The organism is Saccharothrix hoggarensis, from assembly GCF_052936025.1.
Genome location: NZ_CP193624.1, coordinates 5,320,360 through 5,334,174 on the forward strand (window position 1 = coordinate 5,320,360; position 13,815 = coordinate 5,334,174).

General features: G+C 72.6%; 14 protein-coding genes. 1 reads left to right on the forward strand and 13 read right to left on the reverse strand.

What is annotated here, in order from left to right:
- Nucleotides 1-34 precede the first annotated feature (34 nt).
- Entirely contained in the window at nucleotides 35-1,720 is a 1,686-nt protein-coding gene (locus ACRAKH_RS23845; protein WP_447009297.1) for a serine/threonine-protein kinase, read from the reverse strand.
- Nucleotides 1,717-2,514, reverse strand: coding sequence for a hypothetical protein (locus ACRAKH_RS23850; protein WP_380726459.1), 798 nt, complete (start codon nucleotides 2,512-2,514; stop codon nucleotides 1,717-1,719). Before ACRAKH_RS23850 ends, ACRAKH_RS23845 begins: the two co-directional genes overlap by 4 nt.
- Before the next feature lie 81 nt (nucleotides 2,515-2,595).
- Between ACRAKH_RS23850 and ACRAKH_RS23855 the strand changes: the two genes are divergently transcribed.
- A complete protein-coding gene (locus tag ACRAKH_RS23855; protein WP_380726461.1) occupies nucleotides 2,596-3,480 on the forward strand; it encodes a hypothetical protein in 885 nt (294 codons plus the stop codon).
- A gap of 142 nt (nucleotides 3,481-3,622) precedes the next feature.
- Here ACRAKH_RS23855 and ACRAKH_RS23860 read toward each other — a convergent pair whose 3' ends face one another.
- From ACRAKH_RS23860 to ACRAKH_RS23910, 11 genes are all read right to left on the reverse strand, one after another.
- Nucleotides 3,623-3,967 carry an RNA polymerase-binding protein RbpA gene (locus ACRAKH_RS23860; protein ID WP_015103628.1) on the reverse strand — a complete coding sequence of 115 codons (345 nt, stop codon included), beginning with the start codon at nucleotides 3,965-3,967 and terminating at the stop codon, nucleotides 3,623-3,625.
- Nucleotides 3,968-4,042: 75 nt separating this feature from the next.
- The gene (gene secG, locus ACRAKH_RS23865; RefSeq protein WP_106620004.1) at nucleotides 4,043-4,276 is read right to left on the reverse strand and encodes a preprotein translocase subunit SecG; all 234 of its coding nucleotides are present in this window, start codon (nucleotides 4,274-4,276) and stop codon (nucleotides 4,043-4,045) included.
- Nucleotides 4,277-4,366: 90 nt separating this feature from the next.
- A complete protein-coding gene (gene tpiA / locus ACRAKH_RS23870; RefSeq protein WP_380726463.1) occupies nucleotides 4,367-5,155 on the reverse strand; it encodes a triose-phosphate isomerase in 789 nt (262 codons plus the stop codon).
- Nucleotides 5,155-6,318 carry a phosphoglycerate kinase gene (locus ACRAKH_RS23875; RefSeq protein WP_380726465.1) on the reverse strand — a complete coding sequence of 388 codons (1,164 nt, stop codon included), beginning with the start codon at nucleotides 6,316-6,318 and terminating at the stop codon, nucleotides 5,155-5,157. Before ACRAKH_RS23875 ends, tpiA begins: the two co-directional genes overlap by 1 nt.
- Before the next feature lie 24 nt (nucleotides 6,319-6,342).
- A complete protein-coding gene (gene gap / locus ACRAKH_RS23880; protein WP_380726467.1) occupies nucleotides 6,343-7,347 on the reverse strand; it encodes a type I glyceraldehyde-3-phosphate dehydrogenase in 1,005 nt (334 codons plus the stop codon).
- A 287-nt stretch (nucleotides 7,348-7,634) separates the two neighbouring features.
- Nucleotides 7,635-7,832, reverse strand: a complete 198-nt coding sequence (locus tag ACRAKH_RS23885; protein WP_380726469.1) for a hypothetical protein — start codon at nucleotides 7,830-7,832, stop codon at nucleotides 7,635-7,637.
- Nucleotides 7,833-8,003: 171 nt separating this feature from the next.
- On the reverse strand, nucleotides 8,004-8,990 hold the full coding sequence (gene whiA / locus ACRAKH_RS23890; protein WP_360954466.1) for a DNA-binding protein WhiA: 987 nt from the start codon (nucleotides 8,988-8,990) through the stop codon (nucleotides 8,004-8,006).
- The gene (locus ACRAKH_RS23895) at nucleotides 8,981-10,012 is read right to left on the reverse strand and encodes a gluconeogenesis factor YvcK family protein (RefSeq protein WP_380726471.1); all 1,032 of its coding nucleotides are present in this window, start codon (nucleotides 10,010-10,012) and stop codon (nucleotides 8,981-8,983) included. The genes whiA and ACRAKH_RS23895 overlap by 10 nt, the downstream gene beginning before the upstream one ends.
- On the reverse strand, nucleotides 10,009-10,866 hold the full coding sequence (gene rapZ, locus ACRAKH_RS23900) for an RNase adapter RapZ (protein ID WP_380726477.1): 858 nt from the start codon (nucleotides 10,864-10,866) through the stop codon (nucleotides 10,009-10,011). Before rapZ ends, ACRAKH_RS23895 begins: the two co-directional genes overlap by 4 nt.
- 26 nt (nucleotides 10,867-10,892) lie before the next feature.
- The gene (gene uvrC, locus ACRAKH_RS23905; protein WP_380726473.1) at nucleotides 10,893-12,890 is read right to left on the reverse strand and encodes an excinuclease ABC subunit UvrC; all 1,998 of its coding nucleotides are present in this window, start codon (nucleotides 12,888-12,890) and stop codon (nucleotides 10,893-10,895) included.
- A gap of 358 nt (nucleotides 12,891-13,248) precedes the next feature.
- On the reverse strand, nucleotides 13,249-13,716 hold the full coding sequence (locus ACRAKH_RS23910) for a Rieske (2Fe-2S) protein (protein ID WP_447009298.1): 468 nt from the start codon (nucleotides 13,714-13,716) through the stop codon (nucleotides 13,249-13,251).
- Nucleotides 13,717-13,815 lie beyond the last annotated feature (99 nt).

Genomic DNA, 13,815 nt, shown 5'->3' on the forward strand with positions numbered 1-13,815 from the left:
GCCGGTGGCGGTCGGGGGCGTGGGGCGACTGGGGTCAGTGCTGCTGCTGGGCTGATCGGCGGGTGGCGACGGCGGTGCACACGGCTGCCACCGCGCCCAGCCCGCCGCACACGAGCGCCGGCCACAGGTCCGGGGTGTGGCGCAGCAGGACGGACGGCAGGAGCCACGCCGCCACGCCCAGGCCGAAGCCGAGCGGAGCGGTGGTGAGCACGGCCGCGGTTCCTGCTTGGCGGCGCCTCAGCGACCGGAGGATCGACTCCAGGTACGCGAGCGTGAACAGGAGGACCACCGCGCCGCCCGCGCCCATGATGCTGAACATCGGGTGGGTCAGCGGTTGGAGGGAGTAGTCGCGGGACGTGTCGCCGGACGTCACGGTCGCCACCGCCGCGCCGCCCACGATCCAGCGGCTCGCGCCTGGCAGCGTGAAGGTCAACCCGGCAGGAGCGGCGGGCGCAGGTGCAGCGGACGAAGGCGCGGCGGGAAGCGCGGCGGCGACGTCGGCGAGCGTGATGCCGGCGGCGGTGACCTTCAGGCGCGCGGTTGACGGGTCGCCTTCGCCGATCGCCACGGGCTTGCTCAGGTCGGCCCGCACGGGCGGCAGGTCGCGGCCCGGCACGGTGAACGGGAGCGCGACCATCAGCGCCACCGCCAACGCCGCCGCCAGCGCGAACCACCGCGCCGGCCTCGGGGCGGCCAGCACGTGGGCCGCCGGCACGAGCGTGTCGGCGCCCAGCCGGACCGGGGTGGGCGGTGGGTCCACGAGGGTCGCGCGGACGGGCACGGTCAGGGTTTCGCGTGGCACGGACGGATGGGTCGCCGGGCGGGTGCTCGCGGCGGCGACCTGGGGGCTCAGGTGGACCGGCGCGCCGAGGCGGAGCAGCCAGTCGCGGCCGAACACCTCGGCCGCGGCGCCCGCCAGGTCCACCGCGAACGTCTCCGCGTTGCGGTACCGGGCCTTCGGGTCGCGCTCCAACCCGCGCATGATCACCCGCGCGAGCGGGTCGGGCACCTCGACCAGCGGCCGGGGCTGCTGGTGCACGTGCCGCTGGATCATCGCCAGCGCGCCACCGCCGGAGTCGAACGGGAGCCGCCCGCTCAGCAGCTCGTACAGCACCGTCGCCGAGCCGTAGACGTCGGCCGCCGGGCTCAGGGGGTTGCCGAGCGCCTGTTCCGGCGCCAGGTACGCGGGCGTGCCGAACACCTGCCCGCCGTGCGTCACCAACGTCGCCCCCTCGCTGACGACCTGCGAGATGCCGAAGTCGGCGACCTTCAGCACCCCGCCCGCGGTGAACAGGAGGTTCTTCGGCTTCACGTCGAGGTGCAGCACCCCGGCCTCGTGCGCCGCGTGCAGACCGGACAGCGCCGCCAGCCCGAACGCGCACGTCTCGGCCGGTGTCACGCCCGCGCCGGTGAACCGCGACCACACCGTGCCGCCGTCGAGCTTCTCCATCACGAGCAGGTGCTCGCCGCGGTCCTGGACGTAGTCGTACACGGGCACGATGTGCGGGTGGTCCAGCCGCGCCAGCAGCCGAGCCTCGTGCGCGAACCGGGCGCTCATCCGCTCGTCCTCGGCGAGCACGCCGGGCAGCCGCTTGACGGCGACCGGACGTCCCAGCGGCCGGTGCACGGCGGCGTACACGACGCCCATCCCGCCGCGTCCGATCTGCGCGCCGAGGTCGTACTGCGGCAGGGCGGCCGCGACGTTCGCCGACACCGTCACGCGGCACCGCCGGGCAGCGGCCGGGTGATCCGCTGCGTCGAGTCGGGGTCCGACGGCAGGGACCCGAGGTCGTCCGCGTCCGGGTGCGGGGTCAGGTAGCCGAGGACGAACGCGACCGCCGCCGCGCCGAGGATGAACGGGATCTCGGCGGCCGGCGACGGCGCCATGATCCGCAGCACGGACAGGGAGATGACGGCGACGAGCCCGGTGCCGACGCCGGCGGGCAGGAACCGCATGGCGCGCTGCCACCGGTTCGCGGGCAGCCGGCGGCGGGCCAGGGCGAACAGCGCGCCGGCCCACGCGAGCACGGTCAGCGCGAACACGGCGATGCCGAAGATCCCGTACACCGACCACAGCGAGCCGCGGACGTGGCCGGTCGTCCCGATGGAGGCGATGACGTCGCGGTTGGTGTCGAGGACTTCCAGCTCGGTCGGCATGAGCCCGGTGGCCTGGGTGCCGAGCTGGCCGAGGTCGAGCACGAAGCCCTTGGTGACGCTCTGCTTCGCGGGCACGTCGAACGGCACGGTCGTGTCGTAGGAGAAGAACGTGAGCGCGAGGGCGGTGCCGGTCAGCCGGATCGTCTTCACGTGGCGGACGGTGTCCGTTCCGTTGTGGACGGTCACGGAGATGCGGGAGGAGCCGGACGGGTCGAGCACGAGCTCGTCCTCACCGACCGGGGTTCCGTCCACAGTGGCGTCGATGGTGACCGTGTCGCCTGCGGCGGCGGCCGGGGCGACGCCCAGGAAGATCCCGCACAGGAGCAGTAAACCGACGCTGCTCATAATGCGTCTCACAAGGGCACCTCGTCGGTGGGTAGCGGACTAGTCCGGGAGTCGGGTATGCGATCGGCAGGAACACTAGCTTTACTCGGTGCCTTGGCATATGGCGTTACGGCGCTTGTAGCGGCACCGGTATCGGCGCAGCAGCAGGGCGTCGCCACGGCGAACCCGGACAGCGGCCCGGCGGGGAGCACGTTCACGCTGAGCTGGTCCGGTGTGTACCTCGATCCGGACTGCCAGGACTACACCGTGCACATCGTGTGGGACGGCAAGGACGTGGTCGGCAGCGGGCGGCACACGGGCCGCGGGTCGGGGTCGGGCACGGCGACCGTGCCGGCCACCGCGGGCGTCGGGGGCCACCGCGTCACGGCCCGCCCGGTGTGCGCGGCGACGTCACGGCCGACCGACGGCTTCACGGTGACGCCGACCCCGACCACGACCACCACCCCGCCGCCGGTCACCACCACCACGACGACCGCTCCCCCGGTGACGACCACGACGAGCCGCCGTCCGACGGTCACCACGACGACCACCACCGCGACAACCACGACCACGACCACCACGACGACGACGGGCAGCTCGGCCCCGCCCGCGGCGACCACGACGACGCCGTTCGACGGTGACGGCGCGCTGACGCTGGACAAGGACAACGTCCAGCCGGGCGACCCGCTGACCGCCACCGGCACCGGCTGCGAGCCCGGTTCGCAGGTGAGGCTCAGCTCGCTGGGCGAGGAGGTCGGCACGGCGAAGGCGGACGGCTCGGGCACGTTCAGCACGCGGGTCGAGTTCGTGACGATCCAGCCGGGTCGGCACGTGATCCGGGCGGACTGCGGCGTGGTGCTGGTCGGGAGCGTGGACGTGGCGCTGACCAGCTCGACCGGCGGCACGACGTCCACGCTGGTGGTGCTGGTCTTCTTCCTGCTGGTGGGCGCGGTGCTGGTGCGACGCCAGTTCGCCGGCCTGTTCGGCAAGCGGAACTGAACCCGGCCGGCGACCGAACCCCGCCGACAACGGGCCGCACCGGCGACGGGGCACCGCCCGCCCCGCCGGTTCGGCCTCCCGCACGACGACGGCCCCCGTGGAATCCCACGGGGGCCGTCGCGCTGTTCCAGCCTGAACTCGACTAGGGCTCTTCGCGCTGCTTGCGCAGCTTGGTGAGCGCCTCCTCGAGGATCGCCTCACCGTCCGCGTCGGAGCGCCGCTCCTTCACGTACGCCAAGTGCGTCTTGTACGGCTCGTTGCGCGGCGGAGCAGGGGGAGCCTGCTCGTCACGCCCCGCCGGAAGACCGCACCGGGGGCAGTCCCAGTTCTCCGGGATCTCGGCTTCGACCGCGAACGACGGCCGAGACTCGTGCGCGTTCGCGCACCAGTACGACACCCGACGTCGGGGCGCGGACTCGCCGCGCTCCGATTCGCCCATCGGGCCTGCGCCGACGCGGGTACCGCGAATCGCGTTACCACCAGCCATCGACCCTCACACCCCCACCAGGTGGTTTCCCTGTGTCCGTGTCGACCGCCGCCCGAGGACGTCGGCCGACCCCTGTCAGTTGACCTTCATCAGCAGCCCGACGCCCACGATGGCGATGACCCAGACCGCGCCGACGAACAACGTCAGCCGGTCGAGGTTCTTCTCGACCACGCTGGAACCGGACAGGCTCGACTGCATGCCGCCGCCGAACAACGAGGAAAGACCGCCGCCGCGCCCGCGGTGCAGGAGCACGAGCAGGATCAGCAGCAGACTGGAGACGATCAACAGGATCTGCAGGAACAGGATCATTTCTTCCTCGCTGTCAGGCAGGTGACGCCACAGAGTACCCGGTCAACTGCCGACCGTGGACCACCGTAGTAGGAGTGCGTGTCAATCACATCAGGGTAGAGGGCCGCCGGCGGCGAGCGCGCACAGCTTGGCGAACTCGTCCGCGTCGAGGCTCGCACCACCCACAAGGGCGCCGTCGACGTCCTTCTGGGCGACGAGCTCGGCGATGTTGCCGGACTTGACGGACCCTCCGTAAAGCACCCGAACGGCCGAAGCGACGTCCTCGCCGTACAGCTCGGCGAGCTTGACCCGCAGCGCCGCGCAGACCTCCTGCGCGTCCGCCGACGAGGCGACCTTGCCGGTGCCGATGGCCCAGACGGGCTCGTAGGCGACGACCACGTCCCGCACCTGCTCGGCGGTGAGGCCCTTGAGGCCCGCGACGAGCTGGTCGGTGCAGTGCTCGACGTGCCGGCCGGCCTCGCGGACGTCCAGCTGCTCGCCGAGGCAGAAGATCGGGGTGACGCCGTGCTTCAGCGCCGCCTTGACCTTCTTGTTGACGGTGGCGTCGTCCTCGCCGTGGTACTCGCGGCGCTCGGAGTGGCCCACGGTGACGTAGGAGCAGCCGAGCTTGGCGAGCATGGCGCCGGAGATGTCACCGGTGTAGGCGCCGGAGTCGTGCGGCGAGAGGTCCTGCGCGCCGTACTTGAGGAGCAGCTTGTCGCCGTCGACGAGGGTCTGGATGGACCGGATGTCGACGAACGGCGGCAGCACCGCGACCTCGACCTTGGCGAAGTACTTCTCGGGCAGCGAGAAGGCGATCTTCTGCACCAGGGCGATGGCCTCGAGGTGGTTGAGGTTCATCTTCCAGTTGCCCGCGATGAGCGGCTGACGCTGGGCCATCACGCCTCCAGAACCGACACGCCGGGGAGCTCCTTGCCCTCCAGGTACTCCAGGGACGCGCCACCGCCGGTGGAGATGTGCGAGAAGCCGTCCTCGGGCAGGCCGAGGGCGCGGACGGCCGCGGCGGAGTCGCCGCCGCCGACCACGGTGAACGCGTCGCTCTTGACGAGCGCCTCGGCCACCGCGCGGGTGCCGCCGGCGAACGCGTCGAACTCGAACACGCCCATGGGGCCGTTCCAGAAGACGGTCTGGGCGTCGGCGAGCTTCGACGCGAACAGCTCGCGCGTCTTCGGCCCGATGTCGAGGCCCTGCCGGTCGGCGGGGATGGCGTCGGTGGCGACGACCTCGAACTCCGCGTCGGGCGCGAAGTCGACGGCGGCGAGCACGTCGACCGGGAGCACGAGCTCCACGCCGCGCTCCTCCGCCTCGGCGAGGAAGCCGCGGACCTGGTCGAGCTGGTCCTCCTGGAGGAGCGAGCCGCCGACCTCGTGGCCCTGGGCCTTGAGGAAGGTGTAGGCCATGCCGCCGCCGATGAGGAGCCGGTCGACCTTGGTGAGCAGGTTCGCGATGACGCCGAGCTTGTCGGACACCTTCGCGCCGCCGAGCACCACGACGTACGGGCGCTTCAGGTCGTCGGTGAGCTTGCGCAGCACCTCGACCTCGGCCAGCACGAGGCCGCCCGCGTAGTGCGGGAGCTTCTGGGCGACGTCGTAGACGGAGGCCTGCTTGCGGTGCACGACGCCGAAGCCGTCGGACACGAACGCGTCCGCCTTGGCCGCCAGCTCGTCGGCGAGGGCGGCGCGCTCGGCGTCGTCCTTGCTGGTCTCGCGGGCGTCGAAGCGGATGTTCTCCAGCAGCACGACGGTGCCGTCGCCGGCGGCCTCGGTGCCGATCTCGACCGTCTGGCCGAGGAGTTCGCCGAGTCGCGCCGCGACGGGCGCGAGGGAGAACTTGGGGTCGGGCTCGCCCTTGGGGCGGCCCAGGTGGGCGGCGACCAGCACGCGGGCGCCCGCGTCCACGAGCGCCTTGAGGGTGGGCACCGACGCGCGGACGCGGCCGTCGTCGGTGATCCGGTCGCCGTCGAGGGGGACGTTCAGGTCGGCGCGCACCAGGACGCGCCGACCCGAGACACCCTCGCTGAGCAGATCGTCAAGAGTCTTCACAGCGAGCTTCCCGCTTGGTCGTCGTCAGAGCTTGCTGGCGACGAGGTTGACCAGGTCGGCGAGGCGGTTGGAGTAGCCCCACTCGTTGTCGTACCAGCCGACGACCTTGACCTGGTTGCCGATGACCTTGGTCAGCGGCGCGTCGTAGATGCACGACGCCGGGTCGGTGACGATGTCGGCCGACACGATCGGGTCGGTGTTGTAGCGCAGGTAGCCCTTCAGGGGACCTTCGGCGGCGGCCTTGTACGCGGCGTTGACCTCGTCCACGGTGACCTCGCGGCCCACGGTGACGGTCAGGTCGGTGGCCGAGCCGGTGGGCACGGGCACGCGCAGGGCGTAGCCGTCGAGCTTGCCCTTCAGGTCGGGCAGGACCAGGCCGATCGCCTTCGCGGCACCGGTGCTGGTGGGCACGATGTTCACGGCGGCGGCCCGGGCGCGGCGCAGGTCCTTGTGCGGCGCGTCCTGGAGGTTCTGGTCCTGGGTGTAGGCGTGGATCGTGGTCATGAGGCCACGCTCGATGGTGAAGCTGTCGTGCAGCACCTTGGCGAGGGGCGCCAGGCAGTTCGTGGTGCACGAGGCGTTCGAGATGACGGTCTGCGAACCGTCGTACTGGTCGTCGTTCGCGCCGAGGACGACGGTGAGGTCCTCACCCTTGGCCGGCGCGGAGATGATGACCTTCTTGGCGCCACCCTCGTCGACGTGCTTGCGGGCGGCGGCCGCGTCGGTGAAGAAACCGGTCGACTCGACGACGACGTCGACGCCGAGGTCCTTCCAGGGCAGCTTGCCGGGGTCGCGCTCGGCGAGGGCCTTGATGACCTTGCCGTCGATCGCGATGCCCTCGTCGGTCACGGTCACCTCGGCGTCGAGGCGGCCCAGGATGGAGTCGTACTTCAACAGGTGGGCCATGGTGTTGACGTCACCGAGGTCGTTGAAGGCGACGATCTCGATGTCGTGCCCGCTGGCCTGAACGGCGCGCCAGAAGTTGCGACCGATGCGGCCGAAACCATTGACACCTACGCGAACCGTCACGGTGAGTCTCCTCGGTACTCGACTGGCGTCTCCGCCAGGGGCGTGCAGTCATGGGCTGACCAGGCAGCCGACGGCCAGCCTAGCCTCCGGGCTCGCAGGCCTGGTCACCTGGATCTCCAGCATCTCTTTATCGAGCAAGAAAATCCAGCTTGACCGGCTTGTTACCTGGCGGTAACTCGGTGACCGAGGCTTCGCGACCCCGAAGCGGGGTGTCACCGACGCGGCGCGGATCGCCCGTCCAGCGTAGGACCGGCGGGTTGCGGGTGCAGAACGCGCCCTGGGCGGCGTCACGGGGCGCGAGCGGTGAGGAAGGGCTGGAAGAGCCGCAGGTCGTAGTGCTCGCCGTCGTCGTGCCAGTCCCACAGCTGGAAGCTGACCGCGCGGCCCGCCTCGGTGGTCGCGGTGCGCGCGGGGGTGGCGGACGGGCGCTCGCGCAGCAGCTCGTCGTACGGGCGGGTGGTGACGATGAGCAGCCCGTCCGGCACGAGCGCGCGGCGCGGACCGGGCCCCAGCGCGCGGCGGAGGACCCGTGGAGCGCCGCTGCCTGGCGGGCGGCCGGGGCGTCCCAGTCGGCGTAGAGCAGGTGGTGGCGCTCGGCGACGCCGTCGTAGAAGTCCCGTGCCGACGCGTCCGCCGCGCCGGCGACGCCACCGGCGTCAGACCTCGGCTTCGAGCATGTCCGCGGTCACGGCGGACTCGGTGTCGGGCATGCCCAGCTCCTTCGCCCGCTTGTCGGCCATCGCCAGCAGCCGCCGGATGCGGCCCGCCACGGCGTCCTTGGTCATCTGCGGGTCGGAGAGCTGGCCCAGCTCCTCCAGCGACGCCTGCCGGTGCGCGAGCCGCAGCTCGCCGGCCGCCGCCAGGTGGTCGGGCGCCTCCGGGCCCAGGATCTCCAGCGCCCGCCGGACCCGGGCCGCCGCGGCGACCGCGGCCCGTGCCGAGCGGCGCAGGTTCGCATCGTCGAAGTTCGCCAGCCGGTTCGCCGTCGCCCGCACCTCGCGGCGCATCCGGCGCTCCTCCCAGGCCAGCACGCTGTCGTGCGCGCCCAGCCTGGTCAGCATCGCGCCGATCGCGTCGCCGTCCCTTATCACCACGCGTTCCGCGCCGCGCACCTCGCGCGACTTGGAGCCGATGCCCATCCGCCGCGCCGCGCCCACCAGCGCCAACGCCGCCTCCGGACCGGGGCAGGTGACCTCCATCGACGACGACCGGCCCGGTTCGGTGAGCGAGCCGTGCGCCAGGAACGCGCCGCGCCACGCCGCCTCCGCGTCGCACACCCCGCCGGACACGACCGGCGCGGGCAGGCCGCGGACCGGACGCCCGCGCGGGTCCAGCAGGCCCGTCTGCCGGGCCAGGCCCTCGCCGTCCTTGACCACGCGCACGACGAACCGGGTGCCCTTGCGCAGCCCGCTGGACGTGATGGTGAACACGTCGGACTGGTGCCCGTACAGCTCGTGGATCTCGCGGCGCAGGCGGCGCGCCGTGGAGCCGAGGTCCAGCTCCGCCTCGACGACCACCCGGCCGCCCACGATGTGCAGTCCGCCCGCGAAGCGCAGGAGGGAGGCGACCTCCGCACGGCGGCAGCAGGTCTTCGAGACGGCCAGCCTGCTCAGCTCGTCCTTCACCGCCGACGTCATCGCCACGGCGCCTCGCCTCCCCTGGTCGCACGGTCTTCCTGGAGGGTTGTACTCGACGCCCCGCCGGTCCCGTCACCAGGGCCGGCCAACGCCCGCTGGATGCTCAACGCCAGCGCGGCGGGGTCGTGACGGTCCGGCGCGCCCGCCACGGCGATCGGCGCGAGGTGCGCCGCAGCCCCGAGAGCTGCGGCGGCCCGGCTCAGCCGGTCCGGGACGGGCACCGCGCCGACGTCCGCGATCACCGCGTCCACGCGCAGCGCGGGCGCGTGCGCGCACAGGACGTCGAGGTGCAGCTCCGGCGAGAACCCGGCGGTTTCCCCCGGTTGGGGGACCAGGTTGAGCACCACGACCTTCCGCGCCGACGTCCGCACGAGCGCGTCGTGCAGCTCCGGCACGAGCAGGTGCGGCAGCACGCTGGTGAACCACGAGCCCGGCCCGAGCAGCACCACGTCGGCGTCCAGCACCGCCTGGACGGCCTCCGGGCAGCCGCGCGGCTCCTCCCCCGGCCCGCCCGGCCCGTACAGGCGGATGCGCTGCACCCGGCCCGGTGTGGTGGCGATCGCGACCTGGCCGCGGATGCGGCGCACCACGTCGGCGTCCTCGTCCAGCCCGGTGACGTCGGCCTCGATCGACAGCGGCTCGGCGCACATCGGCAGGACCCGCCCGCGCACGCCGAGGAGCCGTCCGGCCTCCTCCAGCACCGCGACCGGGTCGCCCAGCCGCTCCAGCAGGCCCGCCAGCACCAGGTTGCCGACGGCGTGGCCCGCGAGGGCGCCCGTGCCGCCGAACCGGTGCTGGAACAACGCCGCCCACAGGGCGCTCGACTCGTCCGCGCCGGCCAGCGCCACCATCGCCTTGCGCAGGTCACCGGGCGGGAGCAGGCCCAGCTCGCGCCGCAGCCGCCCCGAGGAACCGCCGTCGTCGGCGACCGTCACCACGGCCGTCACGTCGTCGGTCACCCGGCGCAGGGCGGTGAGCGTCGCGTGCAGCCCGTGCCCGCCGCCCAGCGCTACCGCTCTCCAGCTCACTCGCGTCCCAGGTCCCGGTGGACGACCTTGACCGCCATGCCGTCCTCGCTGGCCAGTCGACCGGCCAGCTCCTCCGAGATGGCGACGCTGCGGTGCTTGCCGCCGGTGCAGCCGACCGCCAGCGTCAGGTACCGCTTGCCCTCGCGCCGGTAGCCGGCGCCGATGAGGCGCAGCAGCTCGTGGTAGCGGTCGAGGAACTCGTCCGCGCCCTCCTGCGTGAGCACGTAGTTCCGCACGTCGCCGTCCAGCCCGGTCTGCTCGCGCAGCTCCGGGATCCAGAACGGGTTCGGCAGGAACCGCACGTCCATGACCAGGTCGGCGTCCATCGGCAGGCCGTACTTGTAGCCGAACGACAGCACGGTGACGCGGGTCCGCGTCGCCGACTCCGTGCCGAACGTGTCCTCGATCTTGGCCCGCAGCTGGTGCACCGACAGCGCGGACGTGTCCAGCACCAGGTCGGCTTCCTCGCGCAGCGGCGTGAGCAGGACGCGCTCGGCCTCGATGCCGTCCGCCAGCCGCCCGTCGGCCTGCAGCGGGTGGCCGCGCCGGACCGACTCGAACCGGCGGATCAGCACGTCGTCGGTGGCCTCCAGGAACAGCACCTTCGGCTTGTAGCCGCGCGCGTCCAGGTCCTTGATGACCGCCGCCAGGTCCTCGGTGAACGCGCGGCTGCGCACGTCCATCACGACCGCGACCCTGGTGATGGCCCCCCTGGCCTGCGCACCCAGCTCCACCATGGTCGCGATCAGCTCGGGCGGCAGGTTGTCCACCACGAACCACCCGAGGTCCTCCAGGCACTTCGCGGCGGTGCTGCGGCCCGCTCCCGACAGACCCGTCACCACCGCCACTTCGATGCCGGACTTCTCGCCGGCCGGTGCGCTCACGTTCGCTCCTGTCCGATTGTCGGCTCCGCCGACGGTCGCCCGATCGCCGGCTCCGCCGACGGTCCTCCGGTGCCGGCCGCGCCCAGCGTCGCGAGCACGGCCTCCGCGGTGCGCCGGCCCACTCCGGGCACCACGCTGATCTCCTCGATGCTCGCCTCGCGCAGCTTCTTCAGCGAGCCGAAGTGCTTGAGCAGCGCCGCCTTGCGCGTCTGGCCCAGGCCCGGCACGTCGTCCAGCGCCGAGGTGGTCATCCGCTTCGACCGCTTCTGCCGGTGGTAGGCGATGGCGAACCGGTGCGCCTCGTCGCGCACCCGCTGCAACAGGTACAGGGCCTCGCTGGTGCGGGGCAGGATCACCGGGTCGGGCTCGCCGGGCACCCAGACCTCCTCCAGCCGCTTCGCCAGGCCGACCACCGCGACGTCGGTGATGCCCAGCTCCGCGAGCACGTCGGAGGCTACCTGCGCCTGGGGCGCGCCGCCGTCCACGACGAGCAGGTTCGGCGCGTACGCGAACTTCCGCGGCTTGCCCGTCTCCGGGTCGATGCCCGGGTTCGGCCCCTCGGGGGCCTTGTTGTCCCGCAGGAACGCCTGGAACCGCCGCCGCACCACCTCGGCGATCGAGCCGACGTCGCCCTGCTCGGCGCCCTCGCGGACGGCGAAGCGGCGGTACTCGGACTTGCGCGCCAGGCCGTCCTCGAACACCACCAGCGACGCCACCACGTCGGTGCCCTGCACGTGGCTGATGTCGGTGCACTCGATGCGCAGCGGCGCGGTGTCGAGCCCGAGCGCCTCCTGCAGCTCCTGGAGGGCCGCCGACCGGGCCGTGAGGTCGCCGGCACGGCGCAGCTTGTGCTGCTGGAACGCCTCCTTGGCGTTGCGCTCCACGGTCTCCATGAGCGCCCGCTTGTCGCCGCGCTGCGGCACGCGCAGCACGACCCGGCCGCCGCGCAGGTCCGACAGCCACTTCTCGACCGCCGCCGCGTCGTCCGGCAGCTCCGGCACCAGCACCTCGCGCGGCACCGGCGCCGACTCCACCCCGCTGGCGCGCGCCGACTCGACCTGCTCGCCGTAGAACTGGGTGACGAACTGATCCACCAGGCCCGTCACGCCGCCCTCGTCGACCTTGTCGACCACCCAGCCCCGCTGGCCCCGCACCCGGCCGCCGCGCACGTGGAAGACCTGGACCGACACCTCCAGGTCGTCCTCCGCGAACGCGACCACGTCGGCGTCCGTGCCGTCGCCGAGGACGACGGCCTGCTTCTCCAACGCCCGCTTGAGGGCGGCCTGGTCGTCCCGCAGGCGGGCGGCCCGCTCGAACTCCAGCTCCTCGGCGGCGGCCGTCATCTCGCGTTCCAGGCGGCGCACCATCGAGTCGGTCCTGCCGGCGAGGAAGTCGCAGAAGTCCTCGACGATGTCGCGGTGCTCGTCGGCGCTGACCCGGCCCACGCACGGCGCCGAGCACTTGTCGATGTAGCCCAGCAGGCACGGGCGGCCGATCTGGCCGTGGCGCTTGAACACCCCCGCCGAGCACGTGCGCGCCGGGAAGACGCGGAGCAGCAGGTCGAGGGTCTCGCGGATCGCCCACGCGTGCGCGTACGGGCCGAAGTAGCGGACGCCCTTGCGGCGCGGGCCGCGGTAGACGTGCAGCCGGGGGAACTCCTCGTGCAACGTCACGGCCAGGACCGGGTAGGACTTGTCGTCGCGGTAGCGGACGTTGAACCGCGGGTCGAACTCCTTGATCCAGTTGTACTCGAGCTGCAGCGCCTCGACCTCGGTGCCGACGACCGTCCACTCGACGCTCGCCGCGGTCGTCACCATCTGCCGGGTGCGCGGGTGCAGGCCGGCGACGTCGGCGAAGTACGAGTTGAGCCGTTGGCGCAGGCTCTTGGCCTTGCCGACGTACACCACGCGGCCGGCCGCGTCGCGGAACTTGTACACGCCGGGTGCTTCGGGGATGGTGCCTGTCGCGGGGCGATAGGTCGACGGGTCGGCCACAGGTCAAGCCTACTGTGTTGGATTGCGCCGCCTTCGGCGTCGCGAGGCTCGGCCGCCTGGAAGTCGGTAGTTCGCGGCCGATCCCGCGACGATCGGAAAAGCGTGATCGTCGCGGGATGGGCCGCGAACTACCGACGCGGCCTCGCGCCGGTGGGCGCGTTGGGGGCGCGAAGTACCGAGCGGGCCTGCAGCGGTGTGCGCGTTGGGGCGCGAACTAGCGAGCGGGCCCGCAGCGGTGTGCGCGTTGGGGCCGCGAACTAGCGAGCGGCCTCGCAGCGGTGCGTGCGTTGGGCCGCGAAGTGGCGAGCGGCCCCGCGCTGGTGGGTGCGTGGGCCGCTTGCCGGAGGCGCGGTGGGGGTCAGGCGAGGATTACCTGGCCCGCTTCCACCTTGACCTTGACCTCGGTCAGGCCTGTGGTGGCCGGGCCCTTGGTCACTGCCCCGTCCGTCGCGTTGAACGTGCTGCCGTGGTTCGGGCACGTGATGACGCCGCCCTCGGGCGGTGAGACGGCGGTGCCCTGGTGCGGGCACGTGGCGTCGTAGGCCTTGACCGTGTCGCCGGTGCGGACGAGCACGAGGGGCTTGCTGGTGGCCGGGTTGCCGGCGATCGCGCCGCCGCCGTCGGGCACGTCGGCCAGCGCGATGATCGACGCCGGGCCGGCCGGGTTGGTGCCGCCGGCGGGTGGCGTGCTGCCGCCCGCGGGCGCGGTGCCGGTGCCCGGCGTGGTCTCGCCGCCGCTGCTGCACGCCGCCAGACCGCCCGGCACCGCCAGCGCGACCAGCACGCCGCACAGCATCGAGCGTCGGGACAGCCCTGTCTTCTCCACGGAACTCAAAACGGTTCCTCCGCTACGTGGTGGTGGGTGTTCGTTCGGTCACACCGAATACGACACCACGTGAAGCGGGGTTCAACACGTCCAGCCATT

Bases quoted from the DNA above. Each gene is read 5' to 3' on its own strand.
- ACRAKH_RS23860 (WP_015103628.1), bottom strand. From the start codon at position 3,967: ATGGCTGGTGGTAACGCGATTCGCGGTACCCGCGTCGGCGCAGGCCCG.
- secG (WP_106620004.1), bottom strand. From the start codon at position 4,276: ATGATCCTGTTCCTGCAGATCCTGTTGATCGTCTCCAGTCTGCTGCTG.
- tpiA (WP_380726463.1), bottom strand. From the start codon at position 5,155: ATGGCCCAGCGTCAGCCGCTCATCGCGGGCAACTGGAAGATGAACCTC.